Origin of the sequence: Nostoc spongiaeforme FACHB-130 (genome assembly GCF_014698475.1) — a bacterium.
GTDB lineage: Bacteria > Cyanobacteriota > Cyanobacteriia > Cyanobacteriales > Nostocaceae > Nostoc_B > Nostoc_B spongiaeforme.
On the sequence record NZ_JACJTB010000052.1, the window covers coordinates 17865 to 38159 of the forward strand.

A 20295-nucleotide genomic window follows, 5' to 3' on the forward strand; every position below is an offset into this window, starting at 1 on the left:
TCCCCACTCCCAAATTTATACCTTGCAAGCTGTTAAAGCATTGGCTAATTCCCTAGCGGTTTGATAGCGATCGCGTGGTAACGGCTCTGTTACACGTTCAATCACCTCTCTGATTTGGGGTGTAATCGTGGGAGAGTTAGCCACATCAAACCGAAAATTTCGTCCTTTTTGGCGGAAAAATTTAAAGGGATTTTCCCCAGTCAGCAGAAAAATTAGTGTCGGCCCAATGGCATATAAATCTGATTGAATCAGAGGTTGTCCCCGTTCTTGTTCAGGGGCGCAATAACCTTCTGCACCAATTCGTGTACCTGGTGTTGTGCCAATTTCTTTCACAGCACCAAAATCTAGCACCACAATGTGATTGTTGGCATTTCGCACCATCAGGTTAGCGGGTTTAATATCACGATGAATCAGTGGTGGTTCTTGGCTATGCAAATAGTCTATAATTTCGCAGGTTTGAATCATCCAGGCGATCGCTTGGCTAGGCGTTACAGGCCCAGTCATCTGGACTCGTTTTTCTAAATCTTGCCCATGTACTAATTCCATAGCCAAGTATTTTTTACCACCGTCAACAAAAAAGTCATAATACTTGGGGATACCTGGATGATGGAGAGATTTCAGCGTATTGGCTTCTCGCTCAAATAATTCTTGGGCTTTGGCAATTTTTGCCATATCAGCATTCATTTGCTTTAAGACCAAAAGTTGGGGATTTCCACTCATCCAGCCCTTTGTATCCCAAGCTAAATATGTGGTTCCCATACCTCCTTGTCCTAAAGTTCGCAACACCTGATACTGACGAATCGTCTGTTGCACTGAAAGAGGTTGACCACAATGAATACAAAATAAATTTTGTGGAGAATTACCTTCATGGGTGCAAGTGTAAGCAGCCCTAGCAGGGTCTTGATTTGCAGACACAAATCCAGCCAGTTTTTCTGACTCTGCATTAGTCGCTGGTAATATCTCCTGAATTTGAAATTGCAGTATTGGCCCTCCCTGCGCCAGTTGTAAAACTGCATTGTGCGGTAGAGGACTTTGAATTACCAAAATGCCATTGAGAAACGTACCATTTGTACCTTGGCTATATATCTGCCAAGATTCTTCATTATTATCAGTACTGACTTGCCTGAGTTCTAGATGATGTCGGGAAACCAAACTATCGGATAAAACCACATGATTGTCCGCCGCTCGACCAATGCGAATAACGGCGGAGTTATCAAAGCACCACTGTTTCAAGGGTGTTTTGTGTTGCGGTTCTAACAGTGTCACAATAACCACAATCAAACCTGCATAAAAGATAGGGAGTAGCAATTAACAAGTTAAAAATTAAAAGTAAAAAGGTAAAAGTCTTTTTACTTTTTACTTTTTACTTTTGACTTTCCATGTTTGGTCGGACTTTAGCCCGCACAAGTATTGCAGTAATGTTGTCATGACCATTTTTTTGGTTTGCCAATTCAATTAATTCGTTGACACCCCGTTCTAAGCTAGCACCAGAACTTAATAAAGGAAGCAAATGAGTCTTCCAGTGGGTTTCTAGTAAATCATTATCTGACAAACCGTCAGAGGCGAGAATTAGCAAACTATCTTCATTAATGTCAAAAAATTCTACATCAGGATAGATGGCGCTTTCGTCACGCGGCCCTAGAGCTTGGGTTAATTGGTAAGCATCAGGACGGGCATACGCTATGCTGGGTTCTACTCCCCGCGCAATTTCCCGTTGTCCAACTTCATGGTCTATGGTGATTTGTTCGAGTCCGCGTTTGCGAGTTAAACGGTAGAGACGACTATCGCCTACATGAGCTACTACAGCTTCAGTATCTTGAATTACTAAGATGACCAGAGTTGTACCCATCCGCCCAATGCCCGATCGCGCATCTTGTTGATTTAGCTGATAAATTGCTTGATTAGCTAAATAAACAGCTTCGCGCATATTTGCTTCGGTTGGGCGCTGGTTATTTTGCCAAAATTCTTGGAAGTATTGTTTGACAGTGTTAACAGCCAATTCACTAGCTATTTCCCCACCAGCATGACCACCCATCCCATCACAGAGAATATATAAACCACGGGCTTGGTAGACTCGGTTTCTGGGAAGTTCTAGCTTCTCAATTTTGGTGTCGATACCAAAGTAGTCTTCGTTGTGTTGACGCTGACGACCTACATCGGTGCATCCGACATCTTCGAGACTGCTTAATTGCATTGACAGCACAATGGTGGGTAAGTCGTCGCTTCTTCCAGAACTGTCTTTATCTGGATCATCTTCTAGCTGAATGACTGTGGGTGCAGTGGGATGTTGGTGAGCAGTTGGCGAAAAACTAGGAATTGCCGAGGTTTCCAGGTCTGAGGCGATCGCTTCTAGGCGCGATCGCAACTGGGCAATCATTTGAATTTTCCCTAGTTTTAAATCCTCCAAAATCTGCAATACAGCACCAAACTGCGTACGTTGGGACTGTCTAAATAATTCCTGCCAAATTTCCCCCAAAACTTTTACACTAAACGGCTGTTCTGTTAGTGATAATGTTTCGTCTTCGGCTATGTCATCGGCCTCTGCTTCACTTTCCCTATACAATCTTGCCAAAGCCAATGTTTGGTCTTCATCCAAGCGCAGATTCGACAAATCCAACAAACTTTGGCGACATTTCACAGGTTCCAACACTGCCCACAGTTGAGTCATTTGATAGAACCAATGTAAAATTTGTAACGAGCTTGTTGTCTCTTCTTTCCACAAGTCGATTAACAGGGTCCAATCAGAACGGTCTTCAATTAAGACAACCTGGGTGTTTCCTTCCAGCCAAGCATCGTGAATTGCTGGTATTTCTATTTGACATTTTGACTGTAATTGTACGTAAGCCTTAGCCAATTTAGGAATACTAATTTCTGGATCTGTTGCAGTGAACAATCCTTGGTTTTGATTATCTAAAATTGCTTCAATCGGTGATATTTGATACGGCTGACAATCTAAAACTCGTACACAAACTTCAGTTTGCTGGGTATTGTCATCAAAGATTGCTAGGGGTTCTAGGAGTTGATAGCGTTGTTCTTTATCTATGTAAGAACCAGCTTTCAACACAGGTCTAGCAGCAAGCGGTACAGTATGTTCCGTGGAAAGAGGTAAAGTTGGTAAATCATCCTGATCATCTTGCCAACTGCCTAATTCCCAGTCCCCGCTTTCTTCTTTTGTCACAATTGCCCACCAAACTGTCCCACATTCAGCACCGCAGTTATGGCAACTTTGGGCATTTAATGGCACTTCAATACCACATTCATGACAAGCATGATGAGTCAGAGAGGTGCCACAGTTTTGGCAAAATTTATTAGCATTGGGGTTTTCAAATTTACACTGAGGGCAAATCAGCATAGTGGAAGTTCCTTTATTCCCGTTCCAAGGTGCTTCTAGCCACTAATATCCAAAGTGCCACAATTAACTGCCCCTGCCTACAGTAGACCTACAAGAGATTGTGGTTTCACCAGTGAATGTTGGTGGCAGTATTAATTGTGACGCATCTTAGCTAAATATTTCAGATACCTGCAAATAAATTTTGCGCTTGTCTAAGGGGAGTAGTAATTTTTCAGTGAGAAACTGGTATAATTATACTCCCTTTTATATCTGACGATGCAATGGTAATTGCACCATAAAACAAGTACGATTTGACCCGCTCTCTACTTCGATTGTTCCTTCTAATTGCTTAATTAATTTCTGCACTAATGCCAATCCTAAGCCTGTCCCGCCTTGCTTCCACGGGTCATTACTGGGAATGCGGTAGAATTTGTCAAAAATGTGGGGTAATTCCGAACTAGGGATTTCTACACCCGAATTAATCACTTGAAACTGCATATTTTGGCAATTTAATGCCACAGAAACAGTGATTTCAGACTCTGGAGGGCTAAATTTGCAGGCATTGGTTAGAAGTTCGATGAAGATGCGCTCTAGGCTAAAAGGATCACAAACCAGTGATGGGAGATGCGGAGCTATACTTAGGTGGATTTTTTGCTTGCAGATACCTCGGTTACGGGCATGAAATAGCTCTACAACTCGCCGCAGCCATTGTGGGACTTGAATAGTTTCCAGCACCCAAGGTTGAGCGTTGCTATCTAAGCGTTGCAAATCCAGAAAGTTATTAATCAGGTTGATTTCCCGTTCACACTCGTTATCTAAAATGGCAAAATAGCGGGCGGCTTTTGAGCGTTCGGCTGGCGGTTTAGCCATTTCCTGCAAAAAGTTTTGTTCTGGCTGTAGTGCAATTCCTAACATTTGAATTGCCATTTTCATGTTTGTCAGTGGTGTGCGGAGTTCATGAGAAACTGTGCTGAGAAATTCTTCCTTAAGGTGAGTCAGACTTTCCATTTCTGCCAACTGTACCTGCATTGCAGTTTGGTTAGTTGGTTGGCTGACTTGTTCACACACCATCAAAATTACCGGACTTTTCTCAGGATATTCACCATCAGGTAAAATTTTGAGAGTTGTTTTCACCTGGGTAATTTCACTATCAGGACAGTAGAGACGATATTCCGCCTTGATCGAGTGGTTGGGGTGAACAGCACTGAACAATTCAATGAATGTTTCCGATAATCTTTGTCTGTCTGATAATTCCAGCAAATTAAATACAGAGGTTTTGATTAATTCTTCTGGTTTGTAACCCAGCAAGTTAGCGCCGAATTGGTTGACAGAAAGAATTATCCCGGCTGCATTCACACTCAAGTAAATTGCTGGAGTCTGTTCATACAGGCTACGATACCACTGGAGTTCTGCTTGTGTACGCCGCAGCATATCTGCTGTGTACAGTTCTAAATCCGAGGTGCGTTCAGGCACAAGTTCCAAGCGAGCCGGAGAAGCTGACAAGGTATCTTGTTGTGTGTGTGTTTGATGCCAGAGCGATCGCTGATTTAAGCTCATAAGACCTAAACTTGTACTCACAGGCTAACGTTCATTAATAGGGAAAGGGAAGAAAAAAAGTTTATTATAATTTTTTTTGGCAAAATTTAGCCAATTACAGGCAAAAAATATCTTTCCCAGTTTTTAATGCTTTCCTTGAATAGCTGACATTCACAGATTAATTCTCACGTTTATTTACATCTATTTATTAATTAAGAGAATTGAGACTTTTTAGTTTTAGATTCAGAAGACTTGTTTAGTAGTAATTTAAGTTCCGATGCACTCAAGTCACGCCACTGACCGAGTTGTAGTCCGTCTAAATTAAGATGGGCTATGCTCACCCTAATCAGTCGCAAAGTGGGAAACCCCACAGCCGCCGTCATTCGCCGTACCTGACGATTTTTGCCCTCTGTTAAAGTCATCTCTAACCAAGCCGTTGGTACATTTTTGCGAAATCTGATCGGTGGATTGCGATCGCCCACTGGTGGATCTACGGTTAACAGCCTCACTTGGGCAGGGCGAGTGCGGTAATCTTTAATTTCTACACCCCTTTGCAATTTGGTTATAGCATCTGGATCGGGAATCCGCTCTACCTGTACCCAGTAAGTTCGCTGATGGCCAAAACGCGGATCAGCAAGCCGATGTTGCAATTTACCATCGTTTGTCAACAGTAATAACCCCTCACTATCCCAATCCAAACGCCCCACCGGATAGACATCAGGCACATCAATATAATCTTTGAGGGTACTATGGTTTGGTGTTTCCTGCGTAAATTGACTGAGAACACCATAAGGTTTGTGAAAGATTAAATACCGAAAGCTATTGCTCATTAGATATTACAGATTTTTGCTACTCCTAGAAGTCTCAATTTAGACTTAACAGGGTTGATTGAGTGAAATTATCCAAAGATTTGGGAACTTTAATAAAAACCAGATAAAGATGAGTTGATGATGCTGAACTCTAAGATTTGTAGGCGTTCTTTCTTGTTCCTAGGCGGTGCTTCTCTAGTTCAAGGATTAACATGGGATCTCCCCGCCACGGCTCAAACCGTCCAAATTAAAAAAGCCAAGATAAACGGTATTTCTTTTTACCAAACAATTATTGACCTGACTGACCCCCAAACTTTCATCACCATTGGTTTAGCCAAGAATGCCTCTTTTGCTAATACACAGCAGAAAAGTAGCGGAGATGAAGAATTTAGCAAAATCGTATCTCGTTATCGAGCAGCCGTGATTGCCAACGGGACTTTTTTCGCCAAAAATGCCCAAAAAACAGTGATGGGTAATATGGTAGCAGGCGGTAGATTTTTAAAATACAGCCAATGGGAAAATTTTGGTACTACCTTGGGTTTGCGAGTTGGCAATCAACCGGAAATGATTACAGCACGGGCGGATGGTAAACCAGAATGGCATCAACATTGGTTTTCTCTTACCTGCGGCCCCCGATTGTTAAGACAGGGACAAATTTGGCTCAACCCAGGACTAGAAGGATTTAAAGATCCTCATGTTTTAGGTAAAGGCGCACGTACAGCCATTGGTTTTCCCGCCGATCGCAAAAAGTTATTTTTGGTGAATTTTGACAGTAGCTTAAGTTTGCAGCAAACAGCACAAGCCATGAAAACAATCGGCTGTCACGAAGCCATGAATTTAGATGGTGGTGCTTCCAAAGCTTTAGCAGCAAACAATAAAATTTTAGTCCCGGCTGGCAGACCCCTAACAAATGTGATTGTTGTCTATGATGCCAAGAATCCGGCTCCAGCAGCTTTAAAACAAGATTGGATGAGATTTCAACAAGGCGATCGCCCGAAAATATCTGGTGTTTAGCAAGGCGAGGTGCGATCGCTCTCAGCATAAATACACATATTGTAGAAGGCGATCGCACTCCCCCACACCTCATAAATTGTTAACCTCCTTGTCCTCAACCGTAAGCAAAATGGTACAATCTACATCCATGCTAGGGGTGCCTGAGATTTCAGGCTGAGATCACACCCTTAACACCTGAGTCTGGGTAATACCAGCGGAGGGAAGCTGTTTATTGAGGATTTCAATCATGCGGAAAGAATGGGTTGCCAAGCGGCGTGGGCAGAGCAATGTAACTCAAATGCACTACGCACGTCAGGGTGTTATCACCGAAGAAATGCACTACGTTGCTCAACGGGAAAATCTTCCTGCTGACCTGATTCGTGAGGAAGTAGCACGGGGGCGGATGATTATCCCAGCGAACATTAATCACACCAATCTAGAGCCGATGGCTATTGGCATTGCTTCTAAATGTAAGGTCAATGCCAACATCGGTGCTTCACCCAACTCCTCTAACCTTCAAGAAGAAGTAGACAAATTAAAGCTGGCGGTGAAATATGGCGCTGACACCGTGATGGACTTGTCCACAGGTGGCGGTAACTTAGATGAAATTCGTACCGCGATTATTAACGCTTCACCCGTTCCCATTGGTACAGTTCCAGTCTACCAAGCATTAGAAAGCGTCCACGGCAGAATTGAAAACCTCACTGCCGACGACTTCCTCCATGTCATCGAAAAACACGCCCAGCAAGGGGTAGACTATCAAACCATCCATGCTGGCATCTTAATGGAACATTTACCTTTGGTTAGAAGCCGCATCACAGGAATAGTTTCTCGTGGTGGTGGTATTTTGGCACGGTGGATGTTGCATCACCACAAACAAAACCCGCTTTACACCCACTTCCACGACATCATTGAAATTTTCAAGAAATATGATGTTTCCTTCAGCTTAGGTGATTCTCTGCGCCCTGGCTGTACCCATGATGCTTCCGACGCTGCACAATTGGCAGAATTAAAAACCCTCGGACAGTTAACGCGCAAAGCCTGGGAACACAATGTACAGGTGATGGTAGAAGGGCCTGGACACGTCCCAATGGATCAAATTGAATTTAATGTCCGCAAGCAAATGGAAGAGTGTTCCGAAGCACCATTCTATGTGTTGGGGCCATTGGTAACAGATATTGCTCCTGGCTATGACCACATCACCTCTGCTATTGGCGCAGCAATGGCTGGCTGGTATGGTACAGCAATGCTGTGCTACGTCACACCCAAAGAACATTTAGGTTTACCGAATGCAGAAGATGTTCGTAATGGGTTAATTGCTTACAAAATAGCAGCCCACGCCGCCGATATCGCCAGACATCGCCCAGGTGCAAGAGACAGAGACGACGAACTCTCCAAAGCTCGTTACAACTTCGACTGGAACCGTCAGTTTGAATTATCCCTCGACCCCGAAAGAGCGAAGGAATATCACGACGAGACTTTACCCGCAGACATCTATAAAACTGCTGAGTTTTGTTCAATGTGTGGGCCGAAGTTCTGTCCTATGCAAACCAAAGTTGATGCTGATGCGTTGACTGAACTAGAGAAGTTTCTGGCTAAAGAAGCTGTAGTACAAGGTTAAGATAATTTTCGTGAAACATCGTTATTGGGTTGAACCTAGTAACGATGTTTTCCAAGGGTTTCAAGCCCACATCCAGAATTTATTGGAGTTGCCAAGCGATCGCTTTTAGAACTACATACTTAATATAAAAATATTATTTACTTCAATGACTCGTCAAGTTCATGACCAATTTGCTAAAGAATATTTAGAAGAATTATTAACAGGTCTAGGAACAATTAAAAACAGCGAAAAAGTTAAAAGTGAAGTTCAGGAAATTGATGTTTGGTTTGAGCCATTTTCTCATTCACCCAAAAACAATTTACCTTTGGGTTTATTAGGAAAAATGGCAACAACTCAGTGTTTATTTGAACCTTTTCGCAACCCACCATCTGAAGTAGAAATTCGTAGTTGTTTACTAAAATTATATGCTGTTCATGGTGATGTAATCAGAAAAGCAAAACGAGAAAGCAGAAATATTGTTGAATTAGAGTTACCAATTTTATGGATTTTAACACCAACGTTTTCATCTCGGATGATTGCCGGATTAGGTGCGACTGAAATTTTAGAAAATTGGGTGAAAGGTGTTTATTTTCTGCCAAATATTCTAAAAACCGCAATAGTTGTTATTCATCAATTACCAGAAAATGCAGATACCTTATGGTTGAGGGTTTTGGGGAAAGGAGGAACACAAAAAAGAGCAGTAGAAGAGTTAACGGAGTTACCAGAACAGAACCCTTTTAGAGAGAATTTGTTAGAAATTTTAGCAGACTGGCGTAAAAACTTAGAGTTGAGAGATAATTTAACTAGAGAAGAACAGGAAGTGATTATGAACTTATCACCAGCTTATTTACAACAACGGGAAGAGTGGAAGCAAGAAGAACGATTTTCAATGATAGCTTCTCTTCTAGAAGCACGCTTTGGTACTTTAGATTCTGAATTATCTGTTTTGGTAGGAAAGATTGCCCAAATTCCGGTTGCAGAACGGACTCAGTTACTTCTTTCTTTGAGTAATTTATCGCGTGAGGAATTGTTGCAAAGACTGAGTAAAGAGGAAATTTAGACATATATCATAAGTAATTTGTTTGGAGTTTATAGCCCTCAAATTAGTAATCTATAAACAATGATTCTGCAAGATCATTTTCGTCCACCACTGTCTGTCCGCCGTCACTGGCACGCATTTCATAACGCTTGGGCAACTTATATTGCTTCTGATTTGAACTCTAAATTACCAGAAGGCTACTTTGCGGAACCAAATGTACAATTTGGGATTGAAATTGATATAGCTGCGTTTGAAGAGTCATGGCAGGAATCAAGAGATTCAGCTAATATTTGGATGCCTCCGCCACCAAGTAAAACAATAGCATTTATACCAACAGATGAAACAGTCGAAATAAATATATTTAATACTGAGGCTGGCCCTGTTTTAGCAGGCGCAATAGAATTAGTCAGTCCTGCGAATAAAGACCGTGCTACTCATCGTAACGCTTTTATTTCTAAGTGTGAAAGTTATTTACGGCAGGGAATTGGTTTAGTTATTGTTGATGTTGTGACTGAACGTAAGACCAATCTCCACAATGAATTATTAACACGTATTACAGAAAGCAATGTATCTCTGTTCAATGCTGAACTTTACGCTACAGCTTATCGACCTATCCAGCTAAATGAACAGTATAAAATTGATATTTGGGAGGAAAAATTGACTGTGGGTTGTCGGCTACCGACTTTGCCGTTGTGGTTACATGGTGAAATCTGCTTACCCGTAGAATTAGATAACATTTATGAGCGTACTTGTCGAGAACAGCGAATTACCATTTACACTGCTTAGGATTTGTAGATATAGCGTTTCTTACTCTAGTGAGATACAGAGAAGAATAATTAACCGCAGATGAACGCAGATGGACGCAGATAAATTTGTACTTCAGCAGACTAGGAAAGGCTGTAATTGTTTACTGACTATTGCTTATTTCCACAATTATTTCGCCCTGGCGTAATTTTTCCAGTGCATCAGGTAAGGTAATTGTCAAAATTTGACGCAAATTACGGTTAGTGACATTTCCGCAAGTCAGCCAAAGAATTTGTGGAGCGATTCTTGCAGCTTCAAAAATATCGATATCTTTAGCGTCACGTAGCCCTATATCTCTTAAAGATAAAACTTCAATAGCAAACGTATTTGTTATCCAACTTGCTAATGCTGGCGGTAACTGAGCATCAAGCCAAATTTTCATGCTGTTAACCGCACAAAATCAGTACGCCGTGCAGCAAACAAAAGGCAAGCTTGAATATCTTCTGTTTCTAAATCGGGAAAATCTTCTAAAATCTCACTAATGGTAACATTTTCCGCTAACATTTCTAAAATGTCACTGACTCTAATCCTCATACCTCGAATGCAAGGACGACCCCCACATTGACCTGGAATTTGTGTAATACGAGTCAATAATTCATTCATTAAGTTAATTTTGTTTAAGTAGGTCGGTGTAAATAATTATTGTTGGAATAAGGCAGGGGGCAGGGAGCAGGGGGAGAAAGCGTTTGAGCTTTATTTACTTTTCTTTACATAGTTTGGTTTTATTGCATCGACTTACTTAATCATTAGAAAATATCTTATCATAATTTGTTTATAAGCTCTTCAGAATGTCTAATTTTGATTACTTCGCTAGTTTCAATAATTTGATGACAAAGATTTTATAAATCTCTAGCACCTTATTCTAATGAAATCTCGATGAGCATAATAATTATGAACTCCAGGCTGATTTTTAACACTTAGTATTCCAAGTATGCTAAAAATTTTGGCTGAAATACAGCTTCACGATCGCCTTTACTCTCACCCTCAACACCCATACAGCCGAAATATCCTAATATAGCATCAGGATAGGGCTGGATTTTGCTTATCTCTAAAGACGATATGATACTGAATTTATGTAGGTATTTTGCTACGATCGCTGTTTAATTGACCTAACTGTGATAGTGGTAACTTTATAATAAATATGTTGGTAAAACGCAAAAGCCGCAGTATCGCTGCTATTCTCGCTTTTTCTGGTACGCTCACCGTCTCAGGATTACACAAGTTCTATTTAGGTCAGCCGTTGTGGGGGATTTTATATGTGCTGCTTTCTTGGACACCAATCCCCAAAGTGGCTAGTGCAATTGAAGGTGTGTGGTATTTAGCCTTAGATGAGGAAGCTTTTGACCGGAATTTTAATCAGGGTAAGTCGGCTGTCAAGTTTTCGCAATCAGCCAGTAATCAGGTAGAAACGGTGGCGAATGCTTTGCGCGAACTTGATGCACTGCGTCAAGATGGTTTGATTTCGGAATATGAATTTGAGCAAAAGCGTCGTCAGCTACTAGACCAAATTTCTTGATACAAAAGAATTGAGAATTCAGGAGTCAGAATTCAGAATAATTTGGGCGCTTTTACAAGAAAATAGAAATAACAAGCGTCTGAAAGTTGTAAAACCTTTGTGTAGCCATTCTGATTACTGATTTCTGGCTTCGGGATACTGTTTACGTAAGCAAACATGATGCACAACTGGCTACCTCTAAACTTTAAGTTACAAAAACTCCGCGCCAAATTGCTGAATGATCCTTACTATCGGTTGCAGTCTGGTGAAGAAATTCAAATAGCGGCGCAATTGGGTATTCGGATTGATGTGAATCAAGCAACGGTGGATGATTGGTTGCGCTTACCGGGTTTGTCGATTCACCAAGCGCGATCGCTTGTCGAACTTTCTCGTTCTGGGGTTAAATTTTACTGTATCGAAGATATTGCCGCAGCTTTGAGTTTACCTGTGCAGCGTCTCAAGCCATTAGAACCACTGCTGCATTTCGTTTATTACGACAATGAATCTTTGGTGCATACAAATCATTTGGTTAATCCCAACACCGCTACAGTCGAGATGTTGGCGCAAACGCCATTGATTGATTTGTCCCTGGCTCAAGCAGTGGTGGAAAATCGCCAAGCTTATGGACTATATCGTAATATTGCTGATTTTCAACAAAGGTTGCAGTTATCTGCGGAAGCGATCGCGCAATTAATGTATTTTTTGCGGTTTTAATTCATCGTGGGTTGCTCTTGGTCATCTGCTATTTCTGGACTAAATTCAGTAAGCATACACAGCTTTATCAAATTATTTATTAATTAAAAGATCCCTTTTAGGAAATCATTGATCCCTGTTTTATTCTATGAGGCAGGGATAATAATTTTAATAGCCATTGCCAGCTAGATTAAGATAAAACTAATCATCAAACACTTATACCAAGAGACTTTTGAGCTTATCTCCTATTTTCTAGTATATGACTTTTTTGTGTCTTTATTATGTCTGTTTACCCATATCAGCTTCTTCTATATTGCTAACAATTGGTGATTTATTTTCTTGACTCTAGGGACTTTATCACTAATTGTCAAGAAATGATGATATTTATCTAGGATGATTCATAAAAACTTATTTCCCAAAATATTTGATATATATATCATCTTGGTTACAAAGTGTTAAGAAATTCTTATTAAAAAATATTGCTGATACTTGATTTTGTTGTTAACGTGTGTTTAGCAACGCTGCTGATCAATGCTCTGAATCGAAAAGAGGTAAAAATTATGAGCCATATCCATTCAGCCAATTGCTGGAAGTATTGATGAAGTTTTGAAGCCTTGCATAGAAAAGGGACTAGTACAACAAGGCAAAAGTTAAAAGGAAAAAGAAAGATAGGTACTAAGATTTTTACTCAGCACTTTCAAGTCAGAAGATTTCTGCAATGCGGATTAAACCAAAAATCTCCATTGCAAATAGCTGAGTTTTCTTCTGAAGTCAACAAGGATAGATGATTTGTCTTACCTGCGGAAAATTAGGAACCGTAATTGCGTCTATTTACAAACACAAAACGCAGGATAAGACTTAAATTCTGGAGATAAAAACCGATGAAGATTCAAGGTAATGTTGCTCTAATTACGGGGGCTTCTCGCGGTATTGGCAAAGCGATCGCCCTTGCCCTGGCACAACAAGGGATGAAAAAATTAATTTTAGTAGCACGCGATCGCCAAAAGTTAACCCAAGTCGCCCAAGAAATTACGGCGATGGGAACAGAAGCCGTCGTTATCCCGTTAGATTTAACCCGCGCTACAGATGTAAATATTGCTGTAGCTCAATTGTGGCGCAATCATGGCCCGATTCATCTGCTAGTGAATTGTGCTGGTGTTGCTTATCAAACCTCATTCTTGCGTTCCAAACTTCCCCAACTCCAAGAAGAACTCTCGGTGAATTTGTTGGGAATGTACACCCTCACCAGTTTGATAGCCCGACGCATGGCCAGCCAAAAACAGGGGACAATTGTTAACGTCTCTAGTTTAATGGGGAAAGTCGCTGCACCAACAATGGCAACATATTCAGCTACAAAATTTGCCATCTTAGGATTTACCCAAGCCTTGCGTCAAGAATTAGCCGAGTACAATATTCAAGTCAAAGCCTTATTACCTTCTCTCACCGACACAGATATGGTGCGTGACTTGCAACTATTCCGTTGGGTAGTTCCCATGACACCCCAACAAGTAGCGCAAGCATTGATAGTCGGATTGCAGAATGATGCACCAGAAATTTTAGTCGGATGGCAAAGTCATTTAGCTGTGTGGTGTCAACGCCTCGCCCCTTGGCTGTTAGAGTTGATTTTAAAAATTGCCACACCGCCAAAACAGCAGCCAATTGCAGAAAGACCCAACTTATTGACCAGAATCAATCGTTTCTGTGATGTTTTGCTATCTAGAAACGTGACTCCCTTAGCATCTGCACGTAAGTCTTAAAAGATTCTGGGACGCGATCGCCTACTGCAACAATAAAGATACAGTATGAGGGATGAAAAGTTTTATTCCTCACACTTATGATTTCCTTTCCTACGACTCTCCCGCCAGAAATCGTTGATGGCTTACCAAATATTTCTGGTTGGGAGAAAGAAGTTCTTGCGGTTGTGAACCACAACGAACCTGTTTTTTTATCTTCAACCAATCTCAGGTTAGAGGATGTTAATGCGGTATTTGCGATCGCTTTGCACATGCACCAGCCGACTATCCCCGCAGGATACAACGGCGGACTGATCAGCAATCTGCAATATATGTTTGAACATCCCCACGAAGGCGACAACCACAACGCCGCGCCTTTTGCTTATTGCTATAGCCGGATGGGTGATTTCATTCCTGAACTTGTCAGCCAAGGTTGCAATCCCCGCGTCATGTTAGATTATTCTGGCAATTTGTTGTGGGGATTACATCAAATGGGACGCAACGACATCCTCGACAACCTCAAAAAAATTACTTGCGATTCCAAATATCAACCTTATGTTGAATGGTTAGGAACAATGTGGAGTCATGCTGTTGTTCCTTCCACACCAATACCCGATATTAAATTGCATATTTTAGCTTGGCAACAACATTTTGCTGCTATTTTTGGCTGGGAAGCATTGGCAAGAGTCAAAGGATTTTCACCGCCAGAAATGCACTTACCAAATCACCCTGATACTTTATTTGAATTTGTTAAATCTCTCAAAGAGTGTGGCTATCGTTGGTTATTAGTCCAAGAACATTCTGTAGAAACAATCAACGGTGAACCTCTAAGATATAAACACTTACCACACCGTTTAATAGCGCGTAATTCTCAAGGTGAAACAATTAGTATTACAGCCTTAATTAAAACTCAAGGTTCTGATACAAAATTAGTTGCTCAAATGCAGCCCTACTACGAAGCTAAAACACTCTCCAAACAACAAATAGGTAATGTATTAGTACCACCGATAGTCAGTCAAATTGGTGATGGTGAAAATGGCGGCGTGATGATGAATGAATTTCCCAGTGCTTTCAAACAAGCTTGGTGGGATATGGTTAATCATGGCGGTGGTAAATCTGGCGTTGTCGGAGTGTGCGGTACAGAATATTTAGAGTTAATTACAGCCGCAGGTTGTAACCCCGAAGATTATCCAACTTGTCAGCCAGTAGGACAGCATCTCATTTGGCAAAGAGTTGCATCCGATAATTATCACCCCGAAGCTGTGGAAAATGCCATCCAAGAATTAAAGCAAAGTAATCCTCACTTTCATGTAGATGGTGCTTCTTGGACAAATCATATTAGTTGGGTAAAAGGATATGAAAATGTATTATCTCCTATGAATAAACTCAGCAGTTTATTTCATGAAAAGACAGATAAATTTTTAGTCAACGATGAGTCTGGTGTAATTACTAAACAATCCCAATATCGGCAGGCATTACTCTATAACTTATTGCTGCAAACTAGCTGTTTTCGCTATTGGGGACAAGGTGCTTGGACAGATTATGCTAAAGCAATTTATCAACAAGGAGAAGCTTTACTGCACACAAATTTTTAAACTCTGGAACTTACGCACAAGTGCTGTAATATCGTAGACGCGCAAGCGGTGAAGCAGTGCGTCTACGTTTTTATAGCCGCGAATTCCATTCGTCGGGGCTTGTAAATTTAATTAAATGTTATTCAAATGATTATTTAAGGTGAATTAAAATTAGTGCAAATAATTTAATTTGAATTTAGATAAAAATATTGAGTAACAAAATGTTGTGGCACAAATGGCAACTATTATTAGGAACTGCGGTATTAGTATTGCCATTAACGTTTAGTGTCGCTCACCCAAGGATAGAGATAAAGCAAGCGATCGCTCAAAATTCTATTCCAGTACAACGCCAACATCGTACAGCACTCATTATTGGTAATTCCAATTATAAATCAGCCGATACATTAGTTAATCCTGTCAACGATGCGACAGATATTGCTAATTCTCTACGCCAATTAGGCTTTGATGTGACTCTCCTCAAAGATGCAGATTTAAGACAGATGGAAGAAGCCATCGGAAAGTTTAATCGCCAATTACGTCAAGGAGGAGTAGGATTATTTTACTTTGCTGGTCATGGAGTGCAAGTAGATGGAGAAAACTATTTAATACCAGTCAATGCGCGACTAGAAAGAGAACAAGATGTGCGTTATGAAGCAATGGCGATGGGTAAAGTTCTGAATGTGATGGAAGATGCAAATAACGATGTCAATTTTATTATTTTAGATGCTTGTAGAAATAATCCCTTCGCGCGGCAATGGCGATCGCTCCAACGTGGGTTAGCAGCACCAATACAATCTGTTAAAGGCACACTCATTGCTTATTCCACTGCACCAGGAACAGTTGCTTTTGATGGCGATGGACGCAATAGCCCCTACACTACAGCTTTGTTACGCAATATGAAGGTTCCAAATTTAGATGTGGAGCAAATGTTTAAACAAGTAAGGGCGGATGTTCTCAATACAACTAATGGCAAACAAACACCTTGGGAATCTTCTTCTTTAATTGGTTCTTTTGCTTTTAATTTAACCAATGATAGTAACAGAAATAATATGACATCTTCTGTTACAACACCTCAATCACCGCGCAATCAAGAAATCATCACCACCCCGCCGACTCCGCAGCCTTTGACTTCACCCAAAACAACATATTTTGCTCAACAGCCGAGTTTAGTAGAAGTCACAACAGACGACAATCAAGCCAAAGCTTTAGGCGCAACTTATTACTTTACAGTTAATCTACCAGAAGGTGCGGGGACATCTCTCCAAAAAATTACAATTAACCAGCGAGAAGGTTCAGAATATATCCGTTTTCATCTCAAAGAAACTTCCACCTTTAAAGGGGGGCGTTCTCAAAAAGGTGAAAAACTGCAACTAAAAGATATTAGCAGCGATCGCAAAACCCAAACAGTATCTTTTACTTTTGATCCGCCAGTTTCACCTGGGACAAAAATTACCATTGGTTTAAAAGCCCAACAAAATCCCCAAAGAGGTGGTGTTTATCTCTTTGGTGTGACCGCATTGCCAATGGGAGAAAAACCTCACGGTCAATTTTTAGGTTTTGGCAGATTACAGTTTTATCAACATATTTAATTTAAGGAGAAATAATCAAATATTGTTTGTGTAGGTATGTTCAGCTTACCTTAAAGGTTTACTTGTAAACTTAATTAAATCTTCTTCAAATAATTACTTAATTTGAATTAAAATTGTTACAAATAATTTAATTTGAATTTAAATAAAAATACTGAGTAATAAAATGTTGTGGCACAAATGGCAACTATTGTTAGGAACTGCGGCATTAGTATTACCATTAACGTCTAGTTTAGCTCACCCAAGGATAAAGATAAACGGAGCGATCGCAGCCAAAGCCATTGCCCAAAATCCTATCCTTGCACAACGTCAACACCGCACTGCACTGATTATTGGCAATTCCAATTACACATCAGCAGACACATTAGCTAATCCTGTCAACGATGCGACAGATATTGCTAACTCCTTACAGCAATTGGGATTTGATGTCATATTCCTCAAAGATGCAGATTTGCGACAAATGGAAGAAGCACTTGAAAGCTTTAATCGCCGTTTGCGTCAGGGAGGAATCGGACTCTTTTACTATGCAGGTCACGGACTACAGGTAGACGGAGAAAATTATTTAATACCAGTCAATGCGCGGCTAGAACGGGAACAAGATGTACGTTACGAAGCGATGGCGATGGGTAGAGTTCTGAATGTGATGGAAGATGCAGCTAACGATGCTAATTTTATTATTTTAGATGCCTGTCGAAATAATCCCTTTTCTCGTCAATGGCGTTCTCTACAACGCGGTTTAGCAGCACCAATACAATCTGTTAAAGGTACACTCATTGCTTATTCTACTGCACCTGGAAAAGTTGCCTTAGATGGAGATGGGCGCAACAGCCCCTACACTACAGCTTTGTTACGCAGCCTGAAAGCTCCTAATCTAGATGTGGAGCAAATGTTTAAACAAGTGCGGGCTGATGTACTCCAAACAACTGACGGCAAACAAACACCTTGGGAATCTTCGTCTTTGGTTGGTTCTTTTGCTTTCAATCGGACAAATGATGATAGTAAAAGAGACAATTTACCACCTCCTACACCTCCAGCATCTCCTCCGACTCCACCAATTTCACCAGGAACAACAGCTTTTGTCCAACCACCGAGTCTAGTTGAAGTAACTATTAGTTATAGTCGAATTAAAAACTTGGGAGCCACCTATTACTTTACAGTTCACTTGCCAAAAAATGCTGGAACCACATTGCAACAAATTACAATTAACCAGCCTGAAGGTGCAGAATATATTCGCTTCAATCTCAACGAGAGTGTTGCTTTTAAAGGGACACGTTCTCAGCAAGGAGAAAAACTAGAATTAAAAGATATTAGCAGCGACGAAAAAAACCAAAAAGTATCATTTACTTTTGAGCCTGCTGTGTCTCCTGGTACGGAAATTACTATTGCTTTAAAAGCTATGCAGAATCCTCAAAAAAGTGGTGTTTATAGTTTTGGAGTTACAGCATTTCCAATGGGAGAAACAGGCAATGGTCAATTTCTTGGCTTTGGTAAATTCAATTTTATCACTAAATCTAATACCATTTTGGATTTTAGATTTTAGATTTTGGATTGAGAAACGGTTTACTGGTAAGCTTTTGAGCAATCCATTTGTCGCAATCATTCTTCAATTTGGTATAATACTAATTCGTGGATTTTGATTAATAATTTTCTCTATGTTTTTTATTTCATTCTGATCAATATACTCTACACCAACGGCAAAAGTATTTTAAATTCTGAACCTACACCTTCTTGGGAACGAAAATCTAATTTACCGCCATGTCTGGCGGTAATAATTCGGTAACTAACGCCTAAACTAGTTTCCACATCAGCCCGTTTTTCCGTTGAAAAAGAATCGAGAATTTGTTTTTGCGATTCTTCCGACATTCCGGGGCTATTATCAACGATGCTAATACAAACCCAACGAGAATCCGGGGCGTTTGGGTGAGTTGGTGCTTGAGAAACAACGGCTGTAGTAATAATAATTTGGGGTTGATTTTTGTCAGGGCAAGATGCTTGTTGAAATTGTTGGCGTACAGCTTCATCTAATAAGCCGTTTACAGTTTGACTAAAAATATTCATTAATACTTGGTGCAGTTGTCCCATAAAACAAGGAACGGGTGGAATTTTGCCATATTTCTTGACTATTTCAACTTCGCCTTTTAAACGACTTTTTAACAGCAAAACAATCCCATCTATACAAGCATTAATATCTACTGGTTTGGGATAAATTTCATCAATATGGCAGAAATTTTGTAAACTAGTGACGAGTTTTTTTAATCTTTCTGCACCGGTGTGGGCGCTGGCTAAAGCTTTGGATAAATCTTCTTCTAAAAAATCAAATTCAATTTCGTCTTTGAGATAATTAATAGCTGCTGAACCTTCAGGTAAAGCTTCGGCGTAAGCAGCTATCAGCTTAAGCAAGTCTTGACTATATTTTGAGATGTAAGTTAAATTACCCCAAATAAAACCTACGGGATCTAAAATTTCATGGGCTACGCCGTCCACTAAACGCCCTAGACGCGCCATTTTATCATTTTGAATCATTTGGGCTTGACTACGTTCGTAGCGTACTTGAGTTTCAATACCACGAATTTGCCAAGCTGCTAAATTTAAGTCATGAATATCTAATAATTTATAAGTATTTGTTTCTGTTTTGACAACAATAGGTTCAGTAAAAAGTTCAGGCGATCGCTTGAGCGTATGCTGCATTGCTGTTAAAATCGTTGTCGTCTCTGGTAGCAGCAAAATTTCTGTACGTGCATAGCTATAAAGCTCGTTGAGATTGGCTTTGGCAAATAACTCTTGCCCAAAAGGGCGAATGAGAAATTCTAGGATACGTCGCCGCGAAATCATCCCCAAGAATTTTCCCCGTTCTAGTAAGACTACTCCTGGTAAGCGCGGGTATTTTTCTAAAAAATTAGCTACTTCAGTGCAGGTACAACTAATATCTACAGCAAAGTGGTACGTAGATAATTCTTGGAGATTTGACTCTAAACTGAGATAGTTATTACTGGCAATAGATAAAATTGGTGGTGAAATTAAAGCAGTTAATTCTGATGACACTGGCAACCCTGAGATATATGAATTTTAACAACTAATTAATAAGTAAAAAGCTGAGATTTT

16 protein-coding genes, 2 pseudogenes and 1 riboswitch are annotated in these 20295 nt (G+C 40.4%); of the genes and pseudogenes, 11 read left to right on the forward strand and 7 right to left on the reverse strand.

Annotated features, from left to right (window positions below):
• Positions 1-15: 15 nt before the first annotated feature.
• The 4 genes from H6G74_RS26470 to H6G74_RS26485 form a co-directional block, all read right to left on the reverse strand.
• Positions 16-1275, reverse strand: a complete 1260-nt coding sequence (locus H6G74_RS26470; RefSeq protein ID WP_190970481.1) for a protein kinase domain-containing protein — start codon at positions 1273-1275, stop codon at positions 16-18.
• 88 nt (positions 1276-1363) lie between these two features.
• The gene (locus H6G74_RS26475) at positions 1364-3352 is read right to left on the reverse strand and encodes a serine/threonine phosphatase (RefSeq protein ID WP_190970482.1); all 1989 of its coding nucleotides are present in this window, start codon (positions 3350-3352) and stop codon (positions 1364-1366) included.
• 243 nt (positions 3353-3595) lie between these two features.
• Entirely contained in the window at positions 3596-4888 is a 1293-nt protein-coding gene (locus tag H6G74_RS26480; protein WP_190970499.1) for a PAS domain-containing sensor histidine kinase, read from the reverse strand.
• 191 nt (positions 4889-5079) lie between these two features.
• Positions 5080-5697 carry an rRNA large subunit pseudouridine synthase E gene (locus H6G74_RS26485; protein ID WP_190970483.1) on the reverse strand — a complete coding sequence of 206 codons (618 nt, stop codon included), beginning with the start codon at positions 5695-5697 and terminating at the stop codon, positions 5080-5082.
• Positions 5698-5817: 120 nt separating this feature from the next.
• On the opposite strand from H6G74_RS26485, the gene H6G74_RS26490 reads away from it, so the two are divergent.
• The 4 genes from H6G74_RS26490 to H6G74_RS26505 all read left to right on the forward strand — a co-directional run bounded on the left by H6G74_RS26490 (position 5818) and on the right by H6G74_RS26505 (position 10094).
• Positions 5818-6690 carry a phosphodiester glycosidase family protein gene (locus tag H6G74_RS26490; RefSeq protein ID WP_190970500.1) on the forward strand — a complete coding sequence of 291 codons (873 nt, stop codon included), beginning with the start codon at positions 5818-5820 and terminating at the stop codon, positions 6688-6690.
• Positions 6691-6812: 122 nt separating this feature from the next.
• Positions 6813-6909, forward strand: a riboswitch (TPP riboswitch).
• 7 nt (positions 6910-6916) lie between these two features.
• Positions 6917-8290 (forward strand): phosphomethylpyrimidine synthase, encoded by a 1374-nt coding sequence (thiC, locus tag H6G74_RS26495; RefSeq protein WP_190970484.1) that lies wholly within the window; start codon positions 6917-6919, stop codon positions 8288-8290.
• 145 nt (positions 8291-8435) lie between these two features.
• Positions 8436-9329, forward strand: a complete 894-nt coding sequence (locus H6G74_RS26500; protein WP_190970485.1) for a hypothetical protein — start codon at positions 8436-8438, stop codon at positions 9327-9329.
• A gap of 60 nt (positions 9330-9389) precedes the next feature.
• Complete coding sequence (locus tag H6G74_RS26505; protein WP_190970486.1) at positions 9390-10094, forward strand: DUF4058 family protein; 705 nt, start codon at positions 9390-9392, stop codon at positions 10092-10094.
• 121 nt (positions 10095-10215) lie between these two features.
• Here the strand turns inward: H6G74_RS26505 and H6G74_RS26510 are convergent, their stop codons facing one another.
• Together H6G74_RS26510 and H6G74_RS26515 are read right to left on the reverse strand one after the other, a co-directional pair.
• Entirely contained in the window at positions 10216-10494 is a 279-nt protein-coding gene (locus H6G74_RS26510; RefSeq protein WP_190970487.1) for a DUF5615 family PIN-like protein, read from the reverse strand.
• Complete coding sequence (locus tag H6G74_RS26515) at positions 10491-10715, reverse strand: DUF433 domain-containing protein (RefSeq protein WP_190970488.1); 225 nt, start codon at positions 10713-10715, stop codon at positions 10491-10493. Before H6G74_RS26515 ends, H6G74_RS26510 begins: the two co-directional genes overlap by 4 nt.
• A gap of 538 nt (positions 10716-11253) precedes the next feature.
• On the opposite strand from H6G74_RS26515, the gene H6G74_RS26520 reads away from it, so the two are divergent.
• The 7 genes and pseudogenes from H6G74_RS26520 to H6G74_RS31400 all read left to right on the forward strand — a co-directional run bounded on the left by H6G74_RS26520 (position 11254) and on the right by H6G74_RS31400 (position 18733).
• Positions 11254-11628: an NINE protein gene (locus H6G74_RS26520; RefSeq protein WP_062291837.1), complete on the forward strand. Its 375-nt coding sequence runs from the start codon at positions 11254-11256 to the stop codon at positions 11626-11628.
• Between the two features lie 159 nt (positions 11629-11787).
• Positions 11788-12321: a helix-hairpin-helix domain-containing protein gene (locus H6G74_RS26525; protein ID WP_190970501.1), complete on the forward strand. Its 534-nt coding sequence runs from the start codon at positions 11788-11790 to the stop codon at positions 12319-12321.
• Positions 12322-13181: 860 nt separating this feature from the next.
• A complete protein-coding gene (locus H6G74_RS26530) occupies positions 13182-14057 on the forward strand; it encodes an SDR family NAD(P)-dependent oxidoreductase (RefSeq protein WP_190970489.1) in 876 nt (291 codons plus the stop codon).
• 77 nt (positions 14058-14134) lie between these two features.
• Positions 14135-15628 carry a glycosyl hydrolase family 57 gene (locus H6G74_RS26535; RefSeq protein ID WP_190970490.1) on the forward strand — a complete coding sequence of 498 codons (1494 nt, stop codon included), beginning with the start codon at positions 14135-14137 and terminating at the stop codon, positions 15626-15628.
• A 200-nt stretch (positions 15629-15828) separates the two neighbouring features.
• Positions 15829-16602 (forward strand): annotated as a pseudogene (locus H6G74_RS31390) (caspase family protein); the annotation flags it as partial.
• 144 nt (positions 16603-16746) lie between these two features.
• Positions 16747-17196, forward strand: a pseudogene (locus H6G74_RS31395) (DUF2808 domain-containing protein); the annotation flags it as partial.
• 163 nt (positions 17197-17359) lie between these two features.
• Positions 17360-18733: a DUF2808 domain-containing protein gene (locus H6G74_RS31400; RefSeq protein WP_242051354.1), complete on the forward strand. Its 1374-nt coding sequence runs from the start codon at positions 17360-17362 to the stop codon at positions 18731-18733.
• A 143-nt stretch (positions 18734-18876) separates the two neighbouring features.
• Here the strand turns inward: H6G74_RS31400 and H6G74_RS26555 are convergent, their stop codons facing one another.
• On the reverse strand, positions 18877-20235 hold the full coding sequence (locus H6G74_RS26555; RefSeq protein WP_190970491.1) for a sensor histidine kinase: 1359 nt from the start codon (positions 20233-20235) through the stop codon (positions 18877-18879).
• Between the last annotated feature and the right edge of the window lie 60 nt (positions 20236-20295).